This window comes from Methylorubrum rhodinum, assembly GCF_014199935.1.
In the GTDB taxonomy this organism is placed as follows: Bacteria; Pseudomonadota; Alphaproteobacteria; order Rhizobiales; family Beijerinckiaceae; genus Methylobacterium; species Methylobacterium rhodinum.
In genome coordinates, this window is the sequence record NZ_JACHOP010000005.1 from 204174 (window position 1) to 229144 (window position 24971).

General features: G+C 70.1%; 24 protein-coding genes. 4 read left to right on the top strand and 20 right to left on the bottom strand.

Going from position 1 to position 24971, the window contains the following annotated elements:
• Nucleotides 1-24: 24 nt before the first annotated feature.
• A complete protein-coding gene (gene radC, locus HNR00_RS08615; RefSeq protein ID WP_183567918.1) occupies nt 25-762 on the top strand; it encodes a RadC family protein in 738 nt (245 codons plus the stop codon).
• A 120-nt stretch (nt 763-882) separates the two neighbouring features.
• Here the strand turns inward: radC and HNR00_RS08620 are convergent, their stop codons facing one another.
• A complete protein-coding gene (locus tag HNR00_RS08620) occupies nt 883-1434 on the bottom strand; it encodes a sugar O-acetyltransferase (RefSeq protein ID WP_183567921.1) in 552 nt (183 codons plus the stop codon).
• Between the two features lie 92 nt (nt 1435-1526).
• Between HNR00_RS08620 and HNR00_RS08625 the strand changes: the two genes are divergently transcribed.
• Nucleotides 1527-2072, top strand: a complete 546-nt coding sequence (locus tag HNR00_RS08625) for a TetR/AcrR family transcriptional regulator (protein ID WP_183567924.1) — start codon at nt 1527-1529, stop codon at nt 2070-2072.
• Between the two features lie 166 nt (nt 2073-2238).
• On the opposite strand, the gene HNR00_RS08630 is transcribed toward HNR00_RS08625, so the two are convergent.
• The 9 genes from HNR00_RS08630 to HNR00_RS08670 form a co-directional block, all read right to left on the bottom strand.
• On the bottom strand, nt 2239-2988 hold the full coding sequence (locus tag HNR00_RS08630) for a proteasome-type protease (RefSeq protein WP_183567929.1): 750 nt from the start codon (nt 2986-2988) through the stop codon (nt 2239-2241).
• Between the two features lie 88 nt (nt 2989-3076).
• On the bottom strand, nt 3077-3985 hold the full coding sequence (locus HNR00_RS08635; protein ID WP_183567933.1) for a DUF8189 domain-containing protein: 909 nt from the start codon (nt 3983-3985) through the stop codon (nt 3077-3079).
• 132 nt (nt 3986-4117) lie between these two features.
• Entirely contained in the window at nt 4118-5026 is a 909-nt protein-coding gene (locus HNR00_RS08640; RefSeq protein ID WP_183567936.1) for a transglutaminase family protein, read from the bottom strand.
• A 109-nt stretch (nt 5027-5135) separates the two neighbouring features.
• Nucleotides 5136-6614 carry an MFS transporter gene (locus tag HNR00_RS08645; protein ID WP_183567939.1) on the bottom strand — a complete coding sequence of 493 codons (1479 nt, stop codon included), beginning with the start codon at nt 6612-6614 and terminating at the stop codon, nt 5136-5138.
• A 413-nt stretch (nt 6615-7027) separates the two neighbouring features.
• The gene (locus HNR00_RS08650) at nt 7028-7972 is read right to left on the bottom strand and encodes an alpha-E domain-containing protein (RefSeq protein WP_183567942.1); all 945 of its coding nucleotides are present in this window, start codon (nt 7970-7972) and stop codon (nt 7028-7030) included.
• A gap of 107 nt (nt 7973-8079) precedes the next feature.
• On the bottom strand, nt 8080-9519 hold the full coding sequence (locus tag HNR00_RS08655; protein ID WP_183567945.1) for a circularly permuted type 2 ATP-grasp protein: 1440 nt from the start codon (nt 9517-9519) through the stop codon (nt 8080-8082).
• 225 nt (nt 9520-9744) lie between these two features.
• Entirely contained in the window at nt 9745-10470 is a 726-nt protein-coding gene (locus tag HNR00_RS08660) for an SIR2 family NAD-dependent protein deacylase (protein WP_183567948.1), read from the bottom strand.
• Nucleotides 10471-10595: 125 nt separating this feature from the next.
• The gene (locus HNR00_RS08665; protein ID WP_183567951.1) at nt 10596-11102 is read right to left on the bottom strand and encodes a hypothetical protein; all 507 of its coding nucleotides are present in this window, start codon (nt 11100-11102) and stop codon (nt 10596-10598) included.
• Between the two features lie 84 nt (nt 11103-11186).
• Nucleotides 11187-12503 (bottom strand): hemolysin family protein, encoded by a 1317-nt coding sequence (locus HNR00_RS08670; protein WP_183568248.1) that lies wholly within the window; start codon nt 12501-12503, stop codon nt 11187-11189.
• 229 nt (nt 12504-12732) lie between these two features.
• Between HNR00_RS08670 and HNR00_RS08675 the strand changes: the two genes are divergently transcribed.
• A complete protein-coding gene (locus HNR00_RS08675; RefSeq protein WP_183567954.1) occupies nt 12733-15741 on the top strand; it encodes a glycosyltransferase in 3009 nt (1002 codons plus the stop codon).
• A gap of 383 nt (nt 15742-16124) precedes the next feature.
• On the top strand, nt 16125-16352 hold the full coding sequence (locus tag HNR00_RS08680) for a hypothetical protein (RefSeq protein WP_183567957.1): 228 nt from the start codon (nt 16125-16127) through the stop codon (nt 16350-16352).
• Nucleotides 16353-16494: 142 nt separating this feature from the next.
• Here the strand turns inward: HNR00_RS08680 and HNR00_RS08685 are convergent, their stop codons facing one another.
• The 10 genes from HNR00_RS08685 to fhcD form a co-directional block, all read right to left on the bottom strand.
• Nucleotides 16495-16731 (bottom strand): hypothetical protein, encoded by a 237-nt coding sequence (locus tag HNR00_RS08685; protein ID WP_183567960.1) that lies wholly within the window; start codon nt 16729-16731, stop codon nt 16495-16497.
• A 292-nt stretch (nt 16732-17023) separates the two neighbouring features.
• A complete protein-coding gene (locus tag HNR00_RS08690; RefSeq protein ID WP_183567963.1) occupies nt 17024-18052 on the bottom strand; it encodes an alginate O-acetyltransferase AlgX-related protein in 1029 nt (342 codons plus the stop codon).
• 10 nt (nt 18053-18062) lie between these two features.
• A complete protein-coding gene (locus tag HNR00_RS08695; protein ID WP_183567966.1) occupies nt 18063-19523 on the bottom strand; it encodes a Do family serine endopeptidase in 1461 nt (486 codons plus the stop codon).
• 158 nt (nt 19524-19681) lie between these two features.
• The gene (locus HNR00_RS08700; protein WP_183567969.1) at nt 19682-20389 is read right to left on the bottom strand and encodes a response regulator transcription factor; all 708 of its coding nucleotides are present in this window, start codon (nt 20387-20389) and stop codon (nt 19682-19684) included.
• Nucleotides 20386-22035, bottom strand: coding sequence for a sensor histidine kinase (locus HNR00_RS08705; protein WP_183567972.1), 1650 nt, complete (start codon nt 22033-22035; stop codon nt 20386-20388). The genes HNR00_RS08700 and HNR00_RS08705 overlap by 4 nt, the downstream gene beginning before the upstream one ends.
• 75 nt (nt 22036-22110) lie before the next feature.
• Nucleotides 22111-22317, bottom strand: coding sequence for a hypothetical protein (locus tag HNR00_RS08710; protein ID WP_183567975.1), 207 nt, complete (start codon nt 22315-22317; stop codon nt 22111-22113).
• 142 nt (nt 22318-22459) lie between these two features.
• Nucleotides 22460-22909 (bottom strand): hypothetical protein, encoded by a 450-nt coding sequence (locus HNR00_RS08715; protein WP_183567978.1) that lies wholly within the window; start codon nt 22907-22909, stop codon nt 22460-22462.
• A complete protein-coding gene (locus HNR00_RS08720; protein ID WP_183567981.1) occupies nt 22906-23196 on the bottom strand; it encodes a type II toxin-antitoxin system Phd/YefM family antitoxin in 291 nt (96 codons plus the stop codon). The genes HNR00_RS08715 and HNR00_RS08720 overlap by 4 nt, the downstream gene beginning before the upstream one ends.
• Nucleotides 23197-23240: 44 nt before the next feature.
• On the bottom strand, nt 23241-24038 hold the full coding sequence (locus tag HNR00_RS08725) for a formylmethanofuran dehydrogenase subunit C (protein WP_183567984.1): 798 nt from the start codon (nt 24036-24038) through the stop codon (nt 23241-23243).
• The gene (gene fhcD, locus HNR00_RS08730; RefSeq protein ID WP_183567987.1) at nt 24035-24970 is read right to left on the bottom strand and encodes a formylmethanofuran--tetrahydromethanopterin N-formyltransferase; all 936 of its coding nucleotides are present in this window, start codon (nt 24968-24970) and stop codon (nt 24035-24037) included. Before fhcD ends, HNR00_RS08725 begins: the two co-directional genes overlap by 4 nt.
• Nucleotide 24971: the final 1 nt, after the last annotated feature.

A 24971-nucleotide genomic window follows, 5' to 3' on the forward strand; every position in this document is an offset into this window, starting at 1 on the left:
CGGCCTTACGACGCGCCGACCGCGATGGCCCGCCGGCCGCCCGATCCCGCCGCCGACCTGCCGGGGCTCGCCGAGGCGATCTCCGCTGAGGCGCCGCATTACCACGGCCACCGCGAGCGCCTGCGCGCCCGGTTCGCGGAAGCCGGCCCCGACGCTTTGCCGGATTACGAGTTGCTCGAACTCGCCCTGTTCCGGGCGATCCCCCGGCGGGACGTGAAGCCGCTCGCCAAGGCGCTGATCCGCCGGTTCGGCTCGTTTGCCGAGGTGCTGGCCGCCGAGCCGGCGCGGCTCGCCGAGGTCGAGGGCGTCAGCGCGGGCGTGATTGCCGACCTTAAGCTGATGGAGGCGGCGGGCCGGCGCCTCGCCAAGGGCGCCATCGCGGCCCGACCCCTGCTCGCCTCGTGGAGCGCGCTGATCGAATACCTGCGTGCCACCATGGCGTTCTCGCCCCGCGAGGAATTCCGGGTGCTGTTCCTCGACCGGCGCAACCACCTCATCGCCGACGAGGTGCAGGGCCGCGGCACCGTCGACCACACCCCGGTCTATCCGCGCGAGGTGGCGCGGCGCGCGCTCGAACTGTCCTCCACCGCGATCATCCTGGCGCACAACCATCCCTCGGGCGATCCGACGCCCTCCGGCCCGGACATCCGCATGACCCGCGAGATCGTCACGGTGCTAGATCCGCTCGGCATCGTGGTCCACGACCACGTCATCCTCGGCCGCGACGGCCACGCGAGCCTGAAAGGCCTGAAGCTGATCTAGTTTCGGGTTCCCAAAGGGATCATCCCTTTGGCGGGGCACCGGGGCAGAGCCCCGGTTTCCCTTCAAACCAGGGCTTTGCCCTGGACCCACGAAAGGACTTGTCCTTTCGAAACCTCGGACTCAGCGCAGGCGCGCGGGGTTGCCGACGGCGACACCGCCCGGCGGGACGTCGCGGGTGACGACGCTGCCGGCGCCGATGATGGCGTCATCGCCGATGGTGACGCCGGGCAGGATCAGGGCGCCGCCGCCGATCCAGACGTTGGCCCCGATAGTGATCGGGCGGCCGAATTCGAGCATCTGCCGCCGCTGGGCGGGATCGCGCGGGTGGTCGGCGGTGAGGATCTGCACGCCGGGGCCGATCTGCGTCATATCGCCGATCGAGACCGCGACCACATCGAGGATGCAGCAGTTGAAGTTCAGGAACACGCCGCGGCCGAGGCTGATGTTGTAGCCGTAATCGCAGGTGAAGGGCGGGCGGATGGTGCAGCCCTCGCCGACGCGGGCGAAGGCCTCTTCCAAGAGCGCCTGCCGCGCGGGCTGGCTCAGGGTTCGGCTGGCGTTGTAGCGGTCCATCCAGTCCGCGATGCGCGCGAGGTCGGCATGGAGTTCCGGATCGTCGGCGACGTAGAGTTCGCCCGCCAGCATCCGCTGCTTCTGCGTCTTGTTCGTCATCTCGGGCTGTCCGTGTGCGGGGGCTTCCCGTCCGGGAAGCGATGCGTACATATGTACGCATCGCCCGCAAAAGCCAACCGCCCGAGGCTCGCTTGCCCTCCGCCCCGCGCCGCTACGACCCGGACCGCCGCGCCCGCATCCTGCGCGCCGCCCTCGACGTGGTGGCCGAGCACGGCGTCGCGGGCGCGACCCACCGCCGGATCGCGGCCGCGGCGGACGTGCCGCTCGGCTCGATGACCTACCATTTCGAGGGACTTGAGCCGCTGCTGACCGAGGCGTTCACGCTGCTCGCCGACACGGTCGCGGCCCGCTTCACCGAGCGGCTCGCCGCGGCCTCGACCCACGAAGACGCCTGCGAGGCGGTGGTCGATCTCGTGGTGGACGAGAGCTGGGCGAGCCCGCGCACCATGCTGCTCAGCTACGAACTCTACGCCTTCGCCGCCCGCCGTCCGGCGCTGCAGGAGGTCATGCGCGCCTGGATGGACAAGAGCCGCACGGCGCTCGGGCGCCACTTCCCGCCGGAGACCGCGAAGGCGCTCGACGCGATGATCGAGGGCCTGTCGATCCACCGCTCGGTCGACCGCGCTCCGGCCGACCGGGAGGCCGTGCGGGTCATCGTCGAGCGGCTGGTGGGGTAGGGGACGCCGACCGATCCCGCCCAAACCGCTCACCTGAGGTGGCGGCGCGAAGCGGCGCCCTCGAAGGAGGGCTCCAGGGATCGATGCGCGAACTGGAGTCCTCTTTCGAGGCCCGCTGCGCGGGCACCTCAGGATGAGGGGGGGTGATAGGAAGAGGGGGCCGCTGCTACCGCGGCGGCCCGTAGGGCGGCCGGGGGATCGCCCGGTGCGCCGCACGGAGCGCCGCCGACCAGCGCTCGCGCAAGTCATGAAAATAACTCTCGCCGGCCTCGATCCGGTAGTTCACTTCGAGGTCGAGCCTGTCGCGGCGCAGGACCGCGATGTCGATCGGCAGCCCCACGCCGAGATTCGAGCGCATGGTCGAGTCCATCGAGACGAGGCCGACCTTCAGCGCGTCGTAGAGGTCGGTCTCGAAGGTCACCGCCCGGTCGAGGATCGGCTTGCCGTACTTGTGCTCGCCGATCTGCAGGAACGGCGCGTCGCGGCTGCACTCGATGAAGTTGCCCGCCGAGTAGATCATGAACAGTCGCATCGGCTCGGTGCCGATCTGGCCGCCGAACAGGAACGACACCTCCATGCGGAGGTTCGCCGCCTCGAAGCCGGCCTTCTCGATCTCGCGCACGCGGCGGATCGCCCGGCCGACGAGCTGGGCCGCCTTGAACATCGTCGGCGCGTCGCGCAGGCGCGGCGGCGGCCCCTCGGTCTCCTCGTCGTCCACGCCCTCGTGCAGCATGGAGACGACCGACTGCGTCATCGACAGGTTGCCGGCGGATGCCAGCATCATCACCCGCTCGTCGGCCTCGTTGAACATGTGGAGCTTGCGGTAGGTCGAGATGTTGTCGAGCCCCGCATTGGTGCGGGTGTCGGCGATCATCAAGAGCCCGTCCTCGACGAGCACTCCGACGCAGTAGGTCATGGCGGCGCTGGGCCTTGCAGGGAAGCCGGGCGTGCCGGATGACACGGCGCGGCCTCAGGCGGCAAGCCGATCTTTCGAGCAGAGCGGCTCAGCTGTTGACCCAGGGCCCCCAGTCGCCGCCGGGGCTCTGCTGCATGATGCTCCACAGGCTCATGTTCGTGTCGATGCCCCAGAACTGCACCGGACCGCTGTCCAGCTGCGCGGCGGTGATTCGCATGAAGGTGGGGGCATCGGCCCAGTTCGGGCCGAGCCAGCCGCTCCATTCGCCGCCCGAGGTCTGCTCGTAGCAGGTCCAGAGCGCGCCGTTCTCGTCGACGCCCCAGACCTGCGCGCCGCGCGTCCCGCCCTGGGCGACGGTGGCGATCACCTGGAAGGGGCCGGGCGGCGCGTTCCAGTTCGGCCCCTCGAAGCCGGCCCAGCCGTTGCCGGGCGCGGTCTGGAAGTTCGTCCAGAGGCTCTGGTTCTCGTCGAGGGCGTAGAGCTGGATGCGCGGATCGTTCTGGAGGCTCGCCGTGATCCAGAGAGTGGGGCTTGGCCCGCCCATCGAATACCAGCCGCTCCAATCGTTGGAGCCGGGCGTCGCCTGATTGCAGCTGACGATGTCGCCCTTGTCGGTGATGCCGAAAAGCTGGGCGCCCTGGCCGCCGCCCTGCGCACTCGCACAGAGGCGCTGCAGCGGCGGGGCGCCGTTCCAGTTCGGCCCGGCGAAATTCGACCAGTTGCCGCCCTGGCTCTGCCATGCGGTCCAGAGCTGCATCTGGTTGTCGAGCACGAAGATCTGCGCGTAGCTGTCGCCCTGCTGGCAGGCCGCCACGCCGAAGATCTGATTCGGCGCACCGTCCCAGTCCGGCTTCGACCACGGCGACCACGGCGTCAGGGGCGGCCCCTGAATGGTGGAGATGAGCTGGTAATCCTCGGTGATGCCCCAGAGCTGGGCACCGAAGCCCGCCGTCTGCTGCTGCGAGGCCGCCACCTCGATCAGAGGCGGCGCGCTCAACCAAGACTGTGCCATCCGAATCGTCCCCCAACCCACGATGGGAGGCTAGCCGGGATGCACCGGTTTCGAAATGGTAAATTCCATTTTCGATTGAGAAATGCGGCCGGTTCGCGCCGCCGCGCGATCTTGCCTTCAGCCGCCCTGCGACTGGCTCTGACCCTGGCTCTGCACCCGGCTGCGCGCGGCCTGGGCGATCCCCTCGCCGACGCGCAGGGTCACGGTGAGCGTCTCGGTGCCGCCGCCGGTGCGGCTGCCGCGGATCGGGGCGGCGCCGAGATAGTCGAGGCCGGTGGCGACCCGGACATGCGCCTCGGTGGTCGAGAGGCCGTAGGCCGGATCGAACCCGACCCATCCGAGATCGGGCACCAGCGCCTCGGCCCAGGCATGGGCGGAATCCTCGTGCGCAGCGTCCGCGTGCGCTGCACCTTCGTGGGCGGCGTCCGCGTCGCCGTCGGCGCGGCGGACATAGCCGGAGACGTAGCGGGCCGGGATCTCGAGATGGCGCGCGGCCGTGACGAAGACATGGGCGAGGTCCTGGCAGACGCCGCTGCCGCCCGCGAACGCCTGCGCCGCGTTGGTGCTGGCGCTGGCCGGGCCGGGGGTGAAGGCGACCGTCTCGGGCACGGCGGCGAGCAGGCGGTGCAGGATCGCCAACGGGCTGCTCTCGCCCGCGCCCGCGACCCGCTTGGCGAAGGCCTGGATCTCGGGGCTCGCCTCGGTGAGCGGCGTGTCGCGGAGATAGAACAGGTCGGGCAGGCGCTCGACCGCGCCGCGCACGATCCCGTCGGTCTCGAAGGTCTCGACCTCGCCGGTCACCCGCACGGTGAGCGCATCGGTGGGCTCGTCCGCCGAGAACCAATGGACGAGGTTGCCGAAACCGTCCTCCCGCGCGGTCAGCCGCCCGTTGACCGAGGGCTCGATCCGCCACTCGCGCACGTGCTGCCCGTCATGGTCGCGCGGGGTGAGCCGCATGAGCTGGATCAGACCGCGAGCCGGCTGCTCGTAGGTGTAGACGGTGTCGTGGACGATGCGGATGCGCATGCCGTGAGAGTCCTGCCTCGGCGCCTTGCGGGCAAGCTAGGGCGCGACACGCGATTTGGGAATCACCGTGCATGCCCAAAGCGTTGGCAGGACGGAGCTTATGCCCGCCTCACGCCACCTGCCGCGGCATCGGCGTGAGCGAAACAGGCGTTCCCCCCGCGGAGGCCGCGTTGGAGCGCGCCACGAGGTCGCGCGCCTCCGCCTCGCTCGCGGCGGCCGGGGCTGAGCCCCACATGCAGGCGCCGTTCGGCTCGCGGATGGCGAGGATCGAGGCGGTGCCGATCGCGCCTGCGATCATCAGGTAATAGGCCGGCCAGTTGAGGTCGCCGGTGAAGGCCACGAGCGAGCCGACCACCAGCGAGGTCGTGCCGGCAAACAGCGAGACCGAGACGTTGAAGGCGATCGACAGCCCGGTCGCCCGGATGTTGGTCGGGAACAGGGCCGGCAGGGTCGAGGGCATGGTGGCGGAAAAGCAGATCAGCAGCAGGCCCATCATCAGCAGGCCGAGGAAGACGGCCGCCTGGTTCTGGCTGCGGATCAGCAGGATCATCGGCAGCGCCAGCACCACGAGGCCGACCGCGCCGGCGAGCGCGAAGGGCTTGCGGCCGAACCGGTCGGACAGGCGCCCGATCAGCGGGATCGCGAGCAGTGCGATCACCATCACGACGATCTGGAGGATCTGCGAGGCGGTGGCCGACATGCCGCCGGAGCCCTGCATCGTCGGCAGGGTCTGGGTGACGTAGGTCGGCATGTAGGCGGTCAGCATGTAGTTCGGCACGTTCCAGGCCAGCACCAGCCCCATGCAGACCAGCGCGTAGGGCCACAGCACGAGGACGTCCCGGTAGGTCTGGGTCGCGCGCTGGGTCTTCTCGCGCTCCTCCGCCTGTCTTTCGAGGGCGGCGAAGGCGGGCGTCTCGGCAAGTTGCGAGCGCAGATACAGGCCGATCAGGCCCAGCGGCAGGGCGAGGAAGAACGGCAGGCGCCAGCCCCAGTCGAGCAGTTGCTCCTCGGTCAGCGCGACATGCGCGGTCGTCACCACGATGGCGCCGAGCAGGTAGCCGGTGAAGGTGCCGAATTCGAGCCAGCTGCCGAGGAAGCCGCGCTTCCGGTCCGGGGCGTACTCGGCGATGAAGGTCATGGCGCTGCCGTACTCGCCGCCGGTGGAGAAGCCTTGCACGAGGCGGGCGGCCAGCAGCAGGAGCGGGGCCAGGATGCCGATGCTCTCCTGGCTCGGGATGCAGCCGATGGCGAAGGTGCCGACCGCCATCAGGATCATGGTGGCGGCGAGCACCTTGTTGCGGCCGATCCGGTCGGCCAGCGGCCCGAAGAAGGCCCCGCCGAGCGGCCGGATCAGGAACGCCACCGCGAACAGGCCGAAGGTCGCGATCTCGCCCATCGGATGGGAGAGGTTGGAGAAGAACACCTTCTGGATCACCGGCTCGAAGAAGGCGTAGACGCCGAAATCGTACCACTCGGCGACGTTGCCGACGGAGGCCGCCGAGATCGCCCGCTTGACCGTCGCCGGCTCGGTGACGGTGCAGTCGGACGGCTTCCACTCCCGGTCGGATTCGACGTGCTGCGACAGCATCCCTCGGGCTCTCCGTGGCGGTCCGTGGCGGGCGCGGGGTCCGGCGGTCGTCCGCCTCCCGCGGCGCGAGGCTCCGCATTTTCCTTCATGAGACGTGCAGCCCACGCGAGGCAGGACTGCGGCCCTGCGCAGTGTGATCGGTTGTCACGATGGGAGTTGTCGCGGAGCGACGTTCTGTTGCGATTTACGGCGCGGGTGGGGGATTGCGAGGGAGCATTATAGGTGCGGCGGTGGCGCAGTTATCGGCACCGGCTCATGCACGCGTTTCCCTCCCCCTTGCGGGGAGGGGTTAGGGGTGGGGGTCGCTCAGGATGGGGCGTCACGGTGCCTTCTGAACCACCCCCACCTCCGACCTCCTCCCCGCAAGGGGGAGGAGAGGTGCCTCATTCGGTCGCCCCGGAGAGTCGTCTACGTCAAACCAGATACTGCTCGCTGATCGCCGCCCCGAGCGCATTGTTCTCGCCGATGAAGCCCTGGATGAACTCGTGCAGGCCCGAGGCGAAGACGCGCTCGATGTCGGCGCTGCCGAGCTTCGCCCGCATCTTGCTGGCGAGCCGCTGGCTCTCGCCGCGGCGGCCGTAGGAATCGGCGATGAGGTCGAGATGCTCGACCAGCATGCGGTAGCAACTCGCCAGCGAGCGCGGCATCTCGGGGTTGAGGATCAGGAGGTCGGCCACCAGCAGCGGCTTGATGCTCTCGCGGTAGACCCAGTGATAGGCATTGAAGGCCGAGACCTCGCGCAGGATCGTGGTCCACTGGAAGTAGTCGAGCGAGCCGCCGACCCGTTCGGAGGCCGGCAGTAGGATCTGGTACTTCACGTCGAGGATGCGGGCGGTGTTGTCGGCCCGCTCGATGGCCGTGCCGGCCCGCGTGAACCAGTAGGCGTCGTTCCGCAGCATCGTCCGGTAGGCCGAGCCGTCGAAGGTGAGCGAGACGCGCTTCACCCAGTCGAGGAACTGCGTGAACTCTTCCCGGCTGAGGTCGCGGCCCTCGTAGGAGCGCAGCTCCAGCCACGCGCCGTTGATCGTGTCCCACATCTCGGTGGTGAGCGCCGTGCGGATCGAGCGGGCGTTCTCGCGGGCGGTGGCGATGCAGGAGCGGATCGAGGACGGGTTGTGTGGGGAGAAGGCGAGGAAGTTGCAGACCGTGTGCTCGTTGATCGTGTCGTAGAGCGTGCGGAACAGCTCCGGGTCGCCCGCCGACGAGAGGGCCGAGGCCCACTCGTTCGACTCGCGCCCGCCATAGCTCGACGGCAGCGCCGCCAGCCGATGAGCCGCGTCGAGGATGCGGGCGAGGAAGTCGGCCCGCTCGGCGTAGCGCGAGAGCCAGTAGAGGTTGTCGGCGGTCCGGGACAGCATGGGGTCAGCTCGCAGGCACGGTGGCGTTGGGCGCGGCAGATGCCTCGTTTCGAGGCAGAGACCGGGAGCGCCCCGCGAAAAGGATGCTCAGCGGGTGGTCGGGATGCTCAAGCATCCAGCACCCAGGTGTCCTTGGTGCCGCCGCCCTGGCTCGAATTGACCACGAGCGAGCCCTCCTTCAGGGCGACGCGGGTCAGCCCGCCCGGCACGATGCGGATCTCGTCGGCGCCCGCCAGCACGAACGGGCGCAGGTCGACGTGGCGCGGGGCGACGCCCGAGGCCACGAAGGTCGGGCAGGTCGAGAGCGAGAGCGTCGGCTGGGCGATGAAGTTGTCGGGCGCGTGCCGGAGCTTCTTGGCGAACTCGTCGATCTCGCGCTTGGTCGCGTGCGGCCCCACCAGCATGCCGTAGCCGCCCGAGCCGTTGACCTCCTTCACCACGAGGTCCTTCAGATTGTCCATCACGTAGGAGAACGCCTCCCGCTCGCGGCAGCGATGGGTCGGCACGTTGTGCAGGATCGGCTCCTCGCCGGTGAAGAATTTCACGATTTCCGGCATGTAGCTGTAGACGGCCTTGTCGTCGGAGATGCCGGTGCCGACGGCATTCGACAGCGTCACGTTCCCGCGCTCGTAGGCGTTCATCAGTCCCGGAACGCCGAGCACGGAATCGGGCCGGAACACCAGCGGATCCAAGAAGTCGTCGTCGAGGCGGCGGTAGATCACGTCGACCCGGCGCGGGCCTTCGGTGGTGCGCATGTAGACGACGTCGTCCTTGGTGAAGAGGTCGCCCGCCTCCACCAGCTCGACGCCGAGCTTGTCGGCCAGGAACGAGTGCTCGTAGAAGGCCGAGTTGTAGCGCCCCGGCGTCAGCAGCACGACGGTGGGATCGCGCGTGGCCGATTGCGGCGCGAGGCTGCGCAGGGTCGCCAGCAGGGCGTCCGGATAGTTCTCGACCGGCGCGACGCGGTGGCGCGAGAACAGCTCGGGGAAGAGCCGCATCATCACCTCGCGGTTCTCCAGCATGTAGGAGACGCCGGAGGGCGTGCGGGCGTTGTCTTCGAGGACGAAGAAGTCGTTCTCGCCGGTCCTCACGATGTCGATGCCGGCGATGTGGACGTAGAGGTCGTGCGGCACGTCGAAGGCGCGCATCTCCATGCGGTAATGCGGATTGCGGTAGACGAGGTCGGGCGGAATGACCCCGGCCTTGATGCATTCCTCGGCGCCGTAGATGTCGTTGATGAAGGCGTTGAGCGCGGTGACCCGCTGCTTGAGCCCGCGCTCCAGGAAATCCCACTCGGGCTTCGTCAGCACCCGGGGAATGATGTCGAACGGGATCAGCCGCTCGGTCGATTCGTTGGCGCCGTAGACCGCGAAGGTGATGCCGATGCGCCGAAACAACATCTCGGCCTGGCTGCGGCGGGTGTTGAAATGCTCCGGGGAGGTCTTGTCGAGCCAGCTTTTCAGGATGTCGTAGGCCTGCCGCACGACGGCCGGATCGGCCTGGCCGGCCCCGCCCCCGTTCATCTCGTCGAACGCCGTGTGCGCCATCCGCGCCACCCCTCCCATCATCTGCCGTCGGACCGGAGCAAGAGGCAGGCCACGGCGACGGTTGGAGCCTTGCCCCGCCCGCCGTCCCTGCTTCCCGTGCGGCGACGTTTCGAGGGAACTAGAGCATCGGCCCGAAAGGTGGATGCCGGCTTGTCAGAAGAAGCCGATGCGGCACAGGAATCGATCGGATCGGCGGCGCAGGCCCATCCCCGCAGGGCTAACGATTCAGCCCGCCCCGTCGCCGCCGGCCAGGATGTCGGCGAGGAAGGCCGGCACGGTCTCGCTCGCCGGCCCGAGGCGGGTCTTGGCGAACATTCCGGCATTGTCGGCGGCCTCGAGGTTCAGCGCCAGTGTCGGGATGGCGAATTCCCGCGCCTGCGCGGCGTAGCCCGCCGCCGGATAGACCGCCCCCGAGGTGCCGATCGCCACGAACAGGTCGGACTTGAGCAGCGCGTCCTCGATCGCGTCGAGGTGCTTGGGCATCTCGCCGAACCACACCACGTCCGGGCGCATCGAGCCGCGCGTTCCGCAACTCGGGCAGGGCGTCTCGACCGACAGGTCCTCCCGCCACGCCTGAACCGCCCCGCAGGCCGTGCAGCGTGCCTTCAGCAACTCGCCGTGGATGTGGACGACCTCGCGCGAGCCCGCCCGCTCGTGCAGGTCATCGACGTTCTGCGTGCACAGAAACAGCCGGCCGCCACGCGCCGTCAGCTCCGCTTCCAGCCGTGCGAGGGCGGCGTGGGCGGGGTTGGGCTCGGCCTTCATCGCGTCGCGGCGGCGCATGTTATAGAAGTCGTGAACCACCACCGGATCGGCGGCGAAGGCCTCGGGTGTGGCGAGCTTCATCGGATCGAACCGGCTCCACACCCCGCCGCGGTCGCGAAACGTGCCGAGCCCGCTCTCGGCGGAGATGCCGGCGCCTGTCAGCACGAAGATATTCTGGATGTCCATCGTGCCCCGGCGACGGAAGTTTGCATTCGGCCTCTGGCCGGTTCCGTCGGCAGGCTGACGGAGATGAGCCTGACCCGCAAGTCTCGTTCCTCGGCCGTCTCGACCCGAGCCGGGCGGTCGCGCGGCTATTTCGACGACAGCAGTTCCAACTCCGGGAACGGCGTGAACGGCGTCTTGCATCGCGATCCGAACATGTCCGCGTAGTTGCTCATTCTCATCGACATGCCCCGCGGTCCCTCGATCAGCTGTGCCGAAATGTCGAGGTCGCGCACGCCCGTCACGTCATTCTTGACCGTCACTTTCGCGCAGATGATGTCGCTCCCTTTATCCCTCTCCGGAATCGTGATCTGGGCGTTGCTGTAGGATCGCTTGCCGACAAGCCAGTTGTCCGCGCCGAAACCGTTGCTCGTCGCGATCAGCTTGGCGAACATCAGCCTCAATTCCTGATCCCGGAACTTCGACTGCTCGACCGTGAGGGGCGCGAGCGGCGTCGAGGCGCAGCCGCCGAGGAAGGCGGCGACGCCGAGGAGGAGTGGTTTTCGGAGCACGGGCGAGAACCTGACGAGGGCGAACGCGCCCTCGTACCATGCCGCCCTGATTGCAACTGTGGCCGAACGGTTGCGCTTGGCCACATTCGCGAGATGCGGGGTTCGGCTTCGCGTTCAGCGCTTGGCGGCATCTCAGGATGAGGGGGGTGGGTGAGAGAACCCGTCCGGCTACGCTTCCGCCACCTTCTGCGCCAGCACCTTGTCGATCCGCCGCCCGTCCATGTCGACCACCTCGATGCGCCAGCCCTGCGCCTCGATGGAATCGCCCTCGGTCGGGATGCGGCCGAGCTGGACGATGAAGAAGCCGGCGAAGGTGGAAAAATCGTCCGAGCGCGGCTTCTCGGTGAAGCCCAGGCGGTCGAAGGCGTCGGCCGCCGGCATCATGCCGTCGATGAGGAGCGAGCCGTCCTCGCGCTCGACCACCATCTTCTCCTCGCCGGGCTCGGGGATCTCGCCGGCCATGGCCTCCAGGAGGTCGGTCTGGGTGACGATGCCCTCCAGGCTGCCGTACTCGTCCACCACGATCGCCATGCGCACCGGCTTGGTCTGGAACATCTCCAGCACCTTCAGGATCGCCAGCCCCTCGTGGACCACGATCGGCTCGCGGGTCGCGGCCTTCACGTCCAGCGGCTTGCCGTCGAGGAACTGGTCGAGCAGGTCCTGCTTGCGCAGCACGCCGACCACGTCGTCGATCTGGCCGCGGCTCACCACGATCTGCTCGTGGCGGCAGGCGCGCACCGCCTCGATCCGCTCCTCCTGGGAATCGCCGAGATCGACCCAGTCGACCTCGTTGCGCGGCGTCATGATCTCGCGGATGCGCCGCTCGCCGATGGCGAGGATGCGGGCCACCGCGTCCTCCTGCGCCTCGTGCAGCAGGCCGGCCTCGTGGCTCGCGGTGACGAGCAGGCTGAGTTCCGCCGGGGACGGCAGGTGGCCGTCGCCCTCGCCGGGGCGCAGGCCGAGCAGCCGCAGCACGCCGTTGCCGAGCCCGTTGAGGAAGTGGATCGCCGGGCCGAAGATCAGCAGAAAGATGCCGAGCGGGCGCACAATGACGAGCGCCGTGCGCTCGCTGCGCTGGAGCGCGAGGCTTTTGGGCGCCAGCTCGCCCAGCACGATGTGCAGGGTGGTGATGATCGCGAACGCCAGCACGACGGCGAGCGTATGCGTGGTGACGCCCGCCGCCATCGGCGGCAGCCACGCGAAGGCCGGCTCGATCAGGTGGGCGAGCGCCGGCTCGCCGACCCAGCCGAGCGCCAGCGACGAGAGGGTGATGCCGAGTTGGGTCGCGGCGAGATGCGCGTCGAGCCGGTCGGTGGCGCGCTGGAGCGCCCTGGCGTTCAGCCGCCCCTCGTTGACGAGTTCGGCGATCCGGCTGCGCCGCACCGCCACGAGGGAGAATTCCGCCGCGACGAAGAAGCCGTTGGCGAGGACGAGGGCGACGACGGCCAGGAGGCCGAGCGCCGAAGACCAGAGACCGTCGGAAATCGTGCCCTCCCGGGGCGATGCCGCATCCACCGACCGCACGGGTCGGCGGCAGCGAGCATTAAGGCCGAACCCGGCGGCGGGGGAAGGGGTTCGACGGCAATCGGCATGGGGCGGATGCACCCGCCGTCGCGCAGGCCGCCATGCGCGCGGCCATTTTTTCGCTCCCCGGCTCCGGCATCGACGGTGTAGGGACCGGGCGCGTTCCCCTCGCCGTGACGAAGGACCAGTCGTGATCAAGCTGCCGAGGCTGCTTCGGCCGAAACGCCGCGACGCCGCTTGGGCGCGACCCTTCTTCGACGCGGACTTCTACCGCGCGGAATATCCCGACGTGGCCGCGGGCGGGATGGACCCGCTCCTGCACTACCTCGATCACGGCTGGCGCGAGGGCCGCAACCCCTCGGCCGTGTTCGCGACGCTCTACTACGCCGACCGCCACTTGGATGGCGGCGTGCCGCAGAACCCGCTGCTCCACTACGCACGGCTCTCTCCGCCTGAGCGGCTGCGGGTACCGACCCGGCCGGGGCCGGACTTCTGCGCGATCCAGGCCGAGGTGATCGCGCCCTATTTCGACGCCCGCTTCTACGCCCGCGTCGCCGGTCTGGAAGAGGGGGGGGAGGACCCGCTCACCCATTACCTCGCGAAGGGCTGGCGGCGCGGGCTCAATCCCAACGACGCGTTCGACGGCACCGCCTACCTGCAGGCCCACGCCCATGTGCGGCGCCTCGACGTCAGCCCGTTCTACCATTTCGTCTCGACCCGGCGGCTGAACCCGGGGCAAGCGGACCTGCCCGAGCGGCGGGCCACGGGGGAGGCGGCCCGGCTCCCGCCCGATCCGGCGGATGCCACCGACGCGCAGATCTACGAGGCCGTCGCCGCCGAGTTCGACAAGGCGTATTACCTCGACCGCAACGCCGACATCCGCCATTCCGGCGTCGATCCGATCCGCCACTTCCTCGATTTCGGGGTGCGCGAGGATCGCGATCCGAACCCGCACTTTTCCCTGCGCTTCTACCGCTCGCAGTACCGCCGCGAGATCGCTCCCGGCGTGAACCCGTTCTTCCACTACCTCGCGGTGGGGCGGGGGCGCGGCTTCAAGCCGAACGCCTACGGCCGCGGGCCCTGGCCGGCGCAGGTCGCGCCGAGCGAGGCGGAGTGGGGGCAGGTGCGGTCCGCGGCCGCTCTCGACGGGGCGCGGGTTGTCCTGATCATGCCGGTCTACAAGGGGATCGACGACACCCTGCGGGCCATCCACTCGGTGCTGAGCGCCGCCCAGGCGACGCCGTTCGCGCTCGTCGTGATCGACGATTGCAGCCCCGAGCCGGCGCTCTCGACGGCGCTAGCGGACCTCGCCGGACGCGGCCTGTTCGTCCTCGAAAAAAATGCCGAGAACCTCGGCTTCGTGCGCACCTGCAACCGCGGCCTGGAACTGGCCGCGGGGCGGGACGTGGTGCTGCTGAATGCCGACATCGTCGTCTTCGGCGACTGGCTCGACCGCCTGCTCTGGCATGCCGGGAACGACCCGAGCATCGCCACGGTGACGCCGTTCTCCAACAACGCCACGATCTGCAGCTATCCGGTCTTCTGCATCGACAACCAGACGCAGCTGGAGGTCGGCCCGGCCGAGATCGACACCTTCGCGCGTGTCTGCAACGCCCGAACGCGTTCGCCCGTGCCGACGGGGGTCGGCTTCTGCTTCTACATGCGCCGGGCCGTGATCGACGCGGTCGGCCCCCTCGACGCCGAGACCTTCGGGCGCGGCTACGGCGAGGAGAACGACTTCTGCATGCGGGCGCTCAAGGCCGGCTTCTCCAACGTGCTCGCCCACGACGTGTTCGTGTTCCACTCCGGCTCGGTCTCGTTCGGGGCGCTCATCGCCACCAAGGGCGCCGACATCTTCCGCACGGTGCTGACCAAGCACGCCGACTACCAGCGGCGGATCGAGACCCATATCCAGGTCGATCCGGCCCGCTTCGCGCGGCGCCGCCTCGACCATTACCGCTTCGCTCGGCGCGCCACGGCGGTGCCCGGCCGACGCGTCGCGCTCATCGTCACCCACGATTTCGGCGGCGGCATCGAGACCCATGTCGAGGCAATGAGCGCGCGGCTGGCGCAGGCCGGGCTCGACGCCGTCTACCTGCGCACCGACGGCCTCACCGGCGTGCGGGCCGATCTGCCGGAGGCGAGCCGCATCGACTTCCCGGCCTCGGTTCTGGAGCCGGTCTCGATTCCCCACGAGATCGACTTCGTCGCCGAGCTGATCGGCTGGCTCGATCCGGCCCTCGTCCACGTCCACTCGCTCGCCGGGCTCGACTGGCCCTCGACGCTCGCTCTGATGGGGCTGATCCGGGGCCTGCCGACGGACTACGACGCGACGCTGCACGACTATTCGGCCGTCTGCCATCGCAACCACCTCGTGCGGCCGGAGGGTGTCTATTGCGGGCTGCCCGCGCCGTCGATCTGCCGCGACTGCATCCGCCTCGACGACGATCCCGAGAGCCCACCGCCCGATCCCGACGAGCGCCGCCGCGCCTTCGCCGATTTTCTGGGAGGCGCGCGGCGCGTCTTCGCGCCCTCGCGCGATCTCGCCGCGCGCATCGAGGGGGCGCTCGGGCTCGAAGGCATCGCGCTGCGCCCGCACGAGGAGGCGCTGCCCGAGGCGCCGCCGCGCTCGGAGACGCGCCGTGACGGGCCCCTGCGGGTGGCGGTGATCGGCTCGATCGGCGTCCACAAGGGCTTCGACGTCGTCCACGACCTCGCCCTCGACGCGCAGTTGCGGGGCCTGCCGATTCACTACACGATCATCGGACACAGCTACGCCATCAAGGCGATGGAGGCGGTCGGCGTGCGCGAGACCGGCCGCTACGGCAGCGACGCGGCGGCGCTCGCCGAGATCGCCCGGCTCGATCCCGACCTGATCCTGCTGCCCTCGATCTGGCCGGAGACCTACTGCTACACGCTCTCGCTGGCGCTGGCCGCTCGCGTGCCCCCGGCGGTGTTCGATCTCGGCGCGCAAGCCGAGCGGCTGGCGGAACTCGGCCAGGGTGTTCGCCTCGATCCGATGCTGGTCGGCAATCCGCAAGCGCTCAACGCGGCCTTGCTGGCGCTGCCGCTCGAGGCGTTGCGTGCCGCGCAACCGGCCTTCCGCCCGGCCGCCTACCCGCGGATTCTGGAGGACTATTACGGCCTCCTCGGCGCGGCGGCGGAGGAACGGGCCGGAGCGGACAGGGGGCCTCCCTGATCCCGAGGGGGGGCCGCGCTCACGTCACGCGATCCCGATCGACCTCCGCTCGACCACGACCGTCAATCCGGAGCCGCGTCGCGGAACCCGGATCCCACCCGTGAGGCGCGGCATCACACGGCGTCGTGGCCCGTCGTGGATTGCATGCCTCCGGGTCCGGGTTCGCTTGTCGGCGCCCCGGAATGACGGAGGTTCAGGGGTCGAAATGGCAGGCACAGCGTTCGATCCAGCCCACCAACCCGTACGCGGAGGCTCAGGCCCCGCGGCCCCTCCCTTAACATCCATTCATTTACGAGCCCGGCGGTCCGGGGCTACAACGGTCGAGCTTGGCCGAGTCGCGCGCGGCCTCGCCCAAGCGTTCGTTGCAAGCCAAGGGGACTCCCATGACCACGCAGAACCTCACCGTGACCGCCCGCGAGCGCGACACGCTCCTGGCGGCGTTGCGCTATTATCAGTTCTACCGGATGCAGGGTCACCCGTTCGACCCCCGGAAGGACGACCTGATCGACACCATCGCGGCGACCAGCGGCGATGCCCTCGATCTGGCGGAGGTCGACGACCTCTGCGCCGGCCTGCGCGGCAACGTGCACGCCCTGTCCGCGACGGGGTGACGAAACCGCCCTCGGAATGAACCGCAACGAAGCGGCGTCCGCGAATCCCGAGGAGGGGATCAGGCGAGCACGGCGTTGAGGATCACGGCCGCACCCAGGCCGGCGACGAACACCGCGGCGAGAAGGGGCGCGTCCGCGGTGGTCAACGGGAGGCTCCGCCCGCCGGGATGCCGAGGACGAGCGGCCGGCGGGCGTCGAACGACGAGGCCGCCGCCGTCTCGATGCGGGCGCTGACCGGACCGGCGCCGCCGGCCTGCGGCAGGCGATGGGTGAAAGTCTTCTCGCCCTGGGCGGGCACCGCCTCGACCACCGACGGAACCAGGGCCGCGTAGGCGCTCAGCACCGCACCGGCCGCCACGATCTTCAAAAGGTCCCGCATGATGTCCACCCCTCCGGCCGGAGCCTTGGCGGCTCTCGTGTGTCCCGAGGCTTAGGCGGTCCGCATTGCCGACGCATTGCGCCAGCGCACATGGCGACGACGCGTGAACGAGGCCGACGCAACATTCCCGAAACAGGCTGAACGAAACTTTTCACCGCGCGCCGCCGTACCGGGCCCGTCGCTGCGAGAGAGCCGTACAACGGGGCCCCGCCGCGATCCGAAGGTCCTGGGAGGCCTTTCGTTCGGAGAGCAGGGCGGGGCATCCGCGACGGATGCTCCGCCCGTCCGGGCGTCAGGGCCCGGCGACGCTCGTTCCCGCCTTGCCCGGCTTCTTGCCTGGACTCTTGTCTGAATTCTTGCCCGGCTTCCGAGCGGACTTCGCCTCCGCCTCCGCCAGTTCGGTCCCGAACCGCTCGGCAGCGTAGGCCTTCAGGTCGAAGCGGTCGTCGGGCAACTCGAACATGAACCGCTCGGCCACCTGCCCGATCACGAGGTCGGGCCGGACCCGCTCGACATACCCCCAATCGAGCGAGGACGACCAGACGAAGTGCACCTCGGCGAAGGTCTCGGCGATCAGCGCGGTCAGCATGATCGGCGCGAAATGCGCGTAGGAATCGCCGAACAGCACCACCCGGCGCGGATCGGTCCCGGCCGCGTCGTTGCGGTAGATCACGTGGGCGCCGACATGGAGCTTGTCGGCGCGGCCCGTGCGCTCGCGCAGCTCGACGATCGGACTCGCATGGACCCGCACGGCGTCGCGCTGCAGGCCGCGGATCGGCCAGCGCTCCGATTGCGGGGGCGTCAGCTTGCTGCCGAGGTCGCCCGCCATTTGCCGCCATTCCTGCGGCTCGCCCGACAGATCCTTCGGCACCGCGCCGCAGGCCGCGCAGATCAGCCGGTAGGCGGTGTCGCAGCCCGCGAACGACCAGTGGCTGTCGGTGCGGAAATAGAGGTCGCGCGCGTCCCGCACCGCCCGGAAGGCGCCGACGAGGTCGAGGCAGGCGCGCCGCGCGCTTCGGTGCCAGAACAGGGCCCGGCGCAGCCGCAGGGCCGGCGAGAGCCGCACCTTCACGCGCAGGCCCGCCGAGAGCTTGTGGTCGTAGACCGTCAGCTTCTCCGGCACGATCACGTGGAGATACCGGCACCCGAGCCGCTCGCACCCGCGCACCCGCGCGACCACCAGCCGCCGCCAGCCCCGCACCCGCCGCGCCATCAGGCGCGAGCGGCTGAACTGGCCGACGACGTTGTTGCTGCCTGCCGTCAGGAACAGCCAGCCGTCCCGCCCGACATGGACGTGCTCCGCCCCGTGAGTCGTCTCCATCCGCGCGGGCTCAGCCCCCGAACACGGAGGTCAGCACCTCGCCGCCGCGGTTGATCGAGACCTCCCACAGGCCGAAGCTGCGCTGGGTCAGCCGGTCGAGATCCTTGGTCGAGGCGACCGGGATGCCGTTGACCGCCACGATCACGTCGCCCTTCTTGAAGCCGGCCCGGTTGGCGAGCGACCCGTCCTCGACGGCGCTCACCGCCACGCCCTCCTCGGGCAGGTCCGCCTGCAGCTCCTCGCCGACGGCGGGCGAGGTGTTCACCAGCGTCGCCCCCGCGAACGGCGTGCGGGTGCGGATCTTGAGGGCGTCGCGCGGGCGCGTCTCGGGGGCGGGGCCGAGCTTGACGGGAATCGTCTGGCGCCGGGTGCCGCGCAGGATGCCGAACTGCGTCGTGCCGGAGATGCCCTTGAGGGCGAAGCGGTAGCCGAACGCCTCCGGGTCGTCGACGTTCTGCCCGTCGATGGAGAGGATCACGTCGCCGCGCTTCAGCCCCGCCTCCTCCGCCGGGCTCTTGGCCTGCATGCTCGCCACCAGCACGCCGGTCGGCCGGTCGAGCCCGACGCTCTCGGCGATGTCGTTGGTCACGCTCTGCACCCGCGCGCCGAGCCAGGGCCGGCGCACGAGGCTGCCGCCGCCCTTCGCCGCATCGACCACCGCGCGGATCATGCTGGCGGGGATGGCGAAGCCGATGCCGTGGCTGCCGCCGGACTGCGAGTAGATCGCGGTGTTGACGCCCACCAGCCGGCCCTGGAGATCGACCAGCGCGCCGCCCGAATTGCCCGGATTGATCGCCGCATCGGTCTGGATGAAGAACTGGTAGTCCGACGAGCCGACCTGCGTGCGCGCCAGCGCCGAGACGATGCCCTGCGTCACCGTCTGGCCGACGCCGAAGGGGTTGCCGATCGCCAGCACCACGTCGCCGACCTCGAGATGGTCGGAATCGCCGATCGGCATCGGCGCGATGTCGTTGGGCGTCTTGATCTTCAGCACGGCCAGATCCGTGCGGGGATCGCGCAGCACGATCTGCGCCTCGAACTCGCGCTTGTCGGCGAGCGACACCTTCACCTCGTTCATCTCGGCGATGACGTGGTTGTTGGTGATGACGAGGCCCGAGCCGTCGACGATCACGCCCGAGCCCAGCGAGCGCTGGGCCCGCTCGCCCGGCGCCCCGCCGGGGGCGCGCCCGCCGCCGGGCCGGTCCTCGCCGAAGAAGCGGCGCATGAACTCGTCCATGGCGGAGGAGCGGGCCGAGCGCTTCTCGACATGGGTGGCGTAGACGTTGACGACGGAGGGCGCCGCCCGCTTCACCACGGGGGCGAAGGAGAGCTGGATCTCGCCCTTGGAGAGCGGCACCGTCTTCTCGGGGGAGGACCTCTCCGGCGACAGCGCCATCTGCGCCGCAGCCGGGCCGGCGGCGAGCAGCAGCACGGACAGAAGGCCGGCCGGCCGAAGCGGCGAGAAGGGCATGTCGGGTCTCCCGGAGAAGGCTGAACTCCGGGCTATGTAGCCCCGGCCGCCGCGGGGCGCGAGGGGCCGGCTGCGCGGGACAGATCGCCCCTACGACGGACCACCGCCGTCATTCCGGGGCCGCGCAGCGGAACCCGGAATGACGGCCGTCGGAGCGGTCAGTGCTTGAAGTCCTGCCCCCTCAGGTCGAGCATGAAGCCCTTGCCGCGCACGGTGGTGATGACCGGGCCGCCCAGCCGCACGAAGTCCGAGAGCTTCGAGCGCAGGTAGCCGACATAGACGTCGACCACGTTGAGCGAGAGCCCGCCCTGGCTCGCCCAGAGGCGATCGAAGATCTCGCCGCGCGAGATCGGGCGGTTCACCTCCTGCATCAGCAGGGCGAGCAGCTCCGCCTCCCGCGGCGTCAGCCGGGCCGAGGCCTCGCCGAAGCTCACTTGGCGGATGTTCAGGTCGAGCGTCAGGCGGCCTGCGGTGAAGACCGTGCGCGGCGTGTCGGCCTCGCGGCGGCGCAGCAGATGGACCTGAAGGCGGGCGAGCAGCTCGTCGAACACGAACGGCTTGACGATGTAGTCGTCGGCTCCGAGCGCCAGCCCCTCGGCCCGGTCGCGCACCTCGTCGCGGGCACTCAGGAACAGGATCGCGCCGGGATAGCCGCCCTCGCGCAAGCTGCGGCAGACGTCGTGGCCCGAGCCGTCGGGCAGGGTGATGTCGAGCACCACCGCCTCCGGGGCCGCGTCGCGGGCGGCGCTGAGCGCGTCCTCGACGCGGCCGGCGACGCCGACGTCGAACCCCTCCGCCTCCAGGCCGCGGGCCAGCATGCCGCGGATGTCGATGTCGTCCTCGACGATCAGAACGCGCGTCGTCATCCGGCGTCGATCCTCTCCCGTGCCGCCCCGTATCCGTCCGGCCCGGCCGTCAGGTCGAACGCGGGCAGGTCGAGGACCACCCGCGCGCCCGCATTCGACTTGAGTCCTGGCCCGGCCTTGCCGAGGCCGATCCGGCCATCATGACGCTCAACGACCCAGCGCGCCAGGGCCAAACCGATGCCGAAGCCCGGCTCCCCAGAATGGTTGTCGCGGCGGAAGCGCTCGAACAGTCCCTCGGCGTCCTCGGGAAAGCCCGGCCCGTCGTCCTCGATGGCGATGAGCGCGCGCTCGCCTTCCCCGTCGAACCGCTCGTCCACCGAGACGACGACGCGGGTCAGCCCGCTGGCGTGGCGGAACGCGTTGTCGATCAGGCTCTCGATGACCTGACGCAGCCATTCGGGGTCGGCGGAGAGTTCGAGGTCGCGGGCGCCGGGCTCCAGCACCAGCTCGATCCGGCGCCGCGCGGCCTCCGAGGCGAGGCCGTCGACCGCGTCGCTCGCGATGGCGACCGCCGAGACCGGGCGGCGGTCGAGCTCGATCTGCCCGGATTCCGAGCGGGCGACCCGCAGCAGATCCTCCACCCGCCGCTTGAGCCTTTGCGCCCGCTTGCGGATCGTGCCGAAGACGGGGGTGAAATCGGCGGGCCGCGGGCTCCCCCGCTCGATCGAGCGCTGGGCGAGGTCGCACTCGCCGAGGATGACGGTGAGCGGCGTGCGCAATTCGTGGCTCACGTCGGCGAAGAAGCGGCGGCGCGAGCGATCGACCATCTCCAGCCGCTCGTTTGCGGCACGCAGGTCGGCGGTGCGGGCCTGCACCGTGTCCTCCAGGGCGGCCCGGTCGGCGGCAAGCCGGCCCTCGCGGCGAGACAGCCGCGCCACCATGCGGTTGAAGTTCGCCACCAGCACGCCGAGTTCGTCGCGGGTCTCGACCGAGAGGCGGGTGTCGAGGGCCCCGCTGCCGACCGCCGTCGCGGCGCGGCGGATTTCGGCGATGCGCGCCAGCGTCGGCCGCGTGACCGTGCGGTACAGCAGCCCGACGAAGGCGAGCGCCAGCACCATGGCGGCGAGCGAGGCGGCGGTGAGCCGCTGCGACAGGGTGCGGGCGTCCTCCGAGCCCACCTGCATGCTGCGCCGCTCGGCCTCGATCAGCATCGACAGCGGCGGGCCGGTCATCGCCCCGAAGCCGTTCAGCGCCCCCTGCATGGCGTTGCGCCGCCGCTCCGGCTCGCTCTCGCGCTGCGCGATCCGCACCTGCCGGTCGAGCATCGCCCGGGCGGCGCGCACGCTGGCGAGCGGCCGTGTGCGGGCGAGGTACTGGATGCGGTCCTGCGGGTCGCTGCTCGATCCGAGGCCTCGCCCGAGGGCATCATCGACGGCGTTCAGCGCCTGATCGACCCGGCCGCGGGTCACCGACAGGGCCTCGGGGGGGGCCTCGGGGTTGTTGACGCTCTCGATCGCCGCGAGCCCGAACTGCGCGAGCCGCCCCGACAATTCGGCCATCAGCTCCAGCCGGTGCTGGGCGGCGAGCGTGCGTTCGATGACGTGCTCGGACAGCCGCGTCGACCACAGCACGCCGCCCGCGGCCATCAGCGCGATGAGCGCCGTGCCGCCGAGCAACAGGGCGAACCGGACCTTGAGCGAACGCATGGACTTCCGTGTTCCCGCCGTGATGGCGGCGGTCGGACCATGTCATCGCCCGGCGGGGCGCTCAAGCGACGGACATCACGTCCTGTCGGGCAGGCTGCCCTTCGGGGCGCAGCGCCAGCTCTTCACGTGCAGGTCGGGATGCTCCTCCTGCCAGGCCGCGAGCGTCGCCTGCGAATTGCGCAGGCACAGGAACGGGTTCGGGTTGTCGTAGCCGAGGTTGATCCGCTCGTCGTGGCACTTCGTCGGCTCGGCGACGAGACAGACGGACAGGAGCAGGAACATGCCGCACGACCTCGCGTGGTGAGCGACTGAGGCTTCCGCCCGCGCGCCGCGTCCGGGGAGAAGTGGGACGAAGCGGCAGGCCGGCAAGTGATTTCGTGCAGGGTCCGATGGGCGCAGGTGCAGGATCGTGCCGGCCGGTGGGTCAGCGGTTGATGACCCCGGCCGCGCCACGCTGGCGGTTCTGCTCAATCGCCTGCTTGAGCGAGTGGAACAGGCCTCGCGGCAGATAGCCCCAATGGCAGGGTACCGACGCAGCCTCGGTCGCCGAGGCGCGCCGGATCGGGCGGAGATCGGGGCCGGGCCAGACGAAGACGTTCAATTCGGTGGCGGAGATGAACGAGGCCTGCGCGTCGAGCCCGAGATGACGTTTGACGATCGCGGGGATTTCGACCGCTTCGTGCGAGGCTGCCGGCGGGCTGTGGCTGACCGGCGCGACGTAGAGGACGGGCGTGGGGCCGAGGTCGCGGCGGCCCAGGACCACCACGGCCGGACGGTCCTTGCGGCCTTCGCGGAGCCCGGCTTCGAACTCGCGCTTCCAAAGATAGGCGTAGCAGAGGACGAGGCCCGGTCCGGGATTTTCGGGCAGCCTCACCGGGTCGTCGGATCGGACTCGGCGTCCGGATCGCTCAGGTCGGCGATCTCGTAGGCATGTTCCTCGGGCACGTCCGCCGCCCGGAGCAGGGCCATCTCGTCGTCGGTCAGGTCCGCGGTGCCGACCGCCCGGCGGTAGCAGGCCCAGAGTTCGTGGAAGGTCTCGGCTGAGACGAGGTAGGCCGTCTCGCGGCCGTGCTTGGTGATCCGCACCGGCTCCTTCTGGGAGCGGTCGTGCCATGCGCCAAAGTTCTTCTGCGCCTCGGAGGCCGTCACCGTCGCGGTCATACTCGACTCCGTTTTCCGTAAAATACGGAAAACGGAAGCGGGTGTCACGCCGGCACGAACATCTCACCCTTACCCAGCGTCGCCAGATCGCCCGAGTAGCGCCGCAGCGTCCCGCCGAGGAGGCCGGCCTGCGCTGCGCCGAGGCGCTTGAGGGTCTGGGCGAGCAGGCGGACGTAGACGAGGTCAGGGGTGCCGGTCTCGACGAAGGTGGGCAGCAGGGCGCCGTGGCCGCCCGCGATCAGGGTGCCGCGGCGCATGCCGTAGCCCGGATGGTCGCCGATCGCGCCGGACACCACGATGGTGCCGGCGATCATGCGCGAGGCGGTCTGCGCGCCGGCGGAGCCCGCCAGGATGATCCCGCGGCGCATGCGGTCGCCGAGATGGGCGCCGGCCGCGCCCTTGATGACGAGCGTCGCGCCGTCGAGCCCGGCCTTGGCGGCGTAGACCGCGCCGCCCGCGTGGTCGCCGGCGTCCCCCTCGATCGTCACCGTGCCGCCGGTGGCGCCTGTCGCCGCGAACGGGCCGGCAGAGCCGGTGACGGTGAGCGAACCGCCCGCCATGCCCTCGCCGAGGCGCTGGCCGACATCGCCCTCGACGCGGATCGTGCCCTCCGAGAGCGCCGCGCCGACGCGGTCGAGCCGGTCGGAACCGCCCTCGATGACGAGCGTGTCGGAGCCGTCGAGGGTGATGTCGAACAGGTCGCCCAGGCTCACGCCGCGGCGGCTGGTGCCGACCGCGAGCTTGCCGGCTTCCGATTCCGACAGGCCCTTGAGCGCCAGCGGCGTCACGTTGAGGAGGTCGATCCGCTCCGGCGGCGCCCCGCGCAGTCTCAGCGTGCTCATGCTGCGGGTTTCTCCAACAGGTCGCGGAGGTGGTAGTGGTGCCGGCCGAGATTGCCGCCGTAATTGCCGGCGGTGACCGCCACGAGCCCGTACTTGGCGCCGATCTCGGTCGAGGCGTGGAGCGCCGCGCGCATCGACTCGGCGACGCCCTGCGAGGTCAGCGCGTCGATGACGATCTCCAGCACCACGCCGCATTCGGGCGGCAGCGCCGAGCCGGCGCGTCCCTTGAGCGTCGGGCAATAGGCGTCGTTGGTCGAGGCCATCATGCCCTTGGTGCGCCCGCCGACCTTCGAGCCGGAGCGGACGATGCCGCCGGGGAAGGGTAGGATTGCGCCGGGAATCGCCTTGGCGGCTTCGACCGCGATCTCGGCGACGATGAGCGTGTCCGAGTGCTTGCGCCCGAGGAACAGCAGGTTGCCGCCGCCGACCGCGCCGTCGACCGCGCGGGTCGAATCCTCGCACAGGAACTCGCCGTCCATGACGGGAATCCGCCAGTAGCGGCGCATCCGCCCCTGTGCGTCCGGCAGGCGCTTGGCGACGGCGAAGCCGTCGCCGAAATAGCGGATGGCGCCGCCGAGCTTGAGCTTGTGCGGGCCCTCGACGCCGGCAAAGCACGCCGTGCCAGGGCAGGTGAGGATGCACTGGCCGACGCGCTTGAGGAGTTGCTCCTTGAGCCCGTTCGGCTCGAAGCCGAACAGCAGGATGCGCACGCCGGGCCGCCCGTCCGGGGTTTCCTCCGGGGACAGCTCGGCGTCGATGCCGGCCTCGGCGCCGCAGCCGATGACCGAGGTGGCGAAGCCCGTCATCACGGTGGCCGCGATCATCGCCCATTTCGGCGTGTCGTTGGTCACGATGATCGCGGTGCCCGCGACGTCGAAGGCCTCGGCGAAGGTGTCCTCGACCTTGATGCCGTTGAGGGTGAGGTCAGCCATG

What these genes read in the sequence shown, in the direction of transcription:
- HNR00_RS08655 (WP_183567945.1), bottom strand. Translation starts at nt 9,519, where the DNA reads ATGGCGCACACGGCGTTCGACGAGATGAACGGGGGCGGGGCCGGCCAG.
- HNR00_RS08620 (WP_183567921.1), bottom strand. Translation starts at nt 1,434, where the DNA reads ATGACGAACAAGACGCAGAAGCAGCGGATGCTGGCGGGCGAACTCTAC.
- HNR00_RS08710 (WP_183567975.1), bottom strand. Translation starts at nt 22,317, where the DNA reads ATGTTCCTGCTCCTGTCCGTCTGTCTCGTCGCCGAGCCGACGAAGTGC.
- HNR00_RS08685 (WP_183567960.1), bottom strand. Translation starts at nt 16,731, where the DNA reads ATGCGGGACCTTTTGAAGATCGTGGCGGCCGGTGCGGTGCTGAGCGCC.
- HNR00_RS08630 (WP_183567929.1), bottom strand. Translation starts at nt 2,988, where the DNA reads ATGACCTACTGCGTCGGAGTGCTCGTCGAGGACGGGCTCTTGATGATC.
- HNR00_RS08650 (WP_183567942.1), bottom strand. Translation starts at nt 7,972, where the DNA reads ATGCTGTCCCGGACCGCCGACAACCTCTACTGGCTCTCGCGCTACGCC.
- HNR00_RS08660 (WP_183567948.1), bottom strand. Translation starts at nt 10,470, where the DNA reads ATGGACATCCAGAATATCTTCGTGCTGACAGGCGCCGGCATCTCCGCC.
- HNR00_RS08705 (WP_183567972.1), bottom strand. Translation starts at nt 22,035, where the DNA reads ATGCGTTCGCTCAAGGTCCGGTTCGCCCTGTTGCTCGGCGGCACGGCG.
- HNR00_RS08720 (WP_183567981.1), bottom strand. Translation starts at nt 23,196, where the DNA reads ATGACCGCGACGGTGACGGCCTCCGAGGCGCAGAAGAACTTTGGCGCA.
- HNR00_RS08700 (WP_183567969.1), bottom strand. Translation starts at nt 20,389, where the DNA reads ATGACGACGCGCGTTCTGATCGTCGAGGACGACATCGACATCCGCGGC.
- HNR00_RS08725 (WP_183567984.1), bottom strand. Translation starts at nt 24,038, where the DNA reads ATGAGCACGCTGAGACTGCGCGGGGCGCCGCCGGAGCGGATCGACCTC.
- HNR00_RS08645 (WP_183567939.1), bottom strand. Translation starts at nt 6,614, where the DNA reads ATGCTGTCGCAGCACGTCGAATCCGACCGGGAGTGGAAGCCGTCCGAC.
- fhcD (WP_183567987.1), bottom strand. Translation starts at nt 24,970, where the DNA reads ATGGCTGACCTCACCCTCAACGGCATCAAGGTCGAGGACACCTTCGCC.
- HNR00_RS08640 (WP_183567936.1), bottom strand. Translation starts at nt 5,026, where the DNA reads ATGCGCATCCGCATCGTCCACGACACCGTCTACACCTACGAGCAGCCG.
- HNR00_RS08690 (WP_183567963.1), bottom strand. Translation starts at nt 18,052, where the DNA reads ATGGAGACGACTCACGGGGCGGAGCACGTCCATGTCGGGCGGGACGGC.
- HNR00_RS08695 (WP_183567966.1), bottom strand. Translation starts at nt 19,523, where the DNA reads ATGCCCTTCTCGCCGCTTCGGCCGGCCGGCCTTCTGTCCGTGCTGCTG.
- radC (WP_183567918.1), top strand. Translation starts at nt 25, where the DNA reads ATGGCCCGCCGGCCGCCCGATCCCGCCGCCGACCTGCCGGGGCTCGCC.
- HNR00_RS08680 (WP_183567957.1), top strand. Translation starts at nt 16,125, where the DNA reads ATGACCACGCAGAACCTCACCGTGACCGCCCGCGAGCGCGACACGCTC.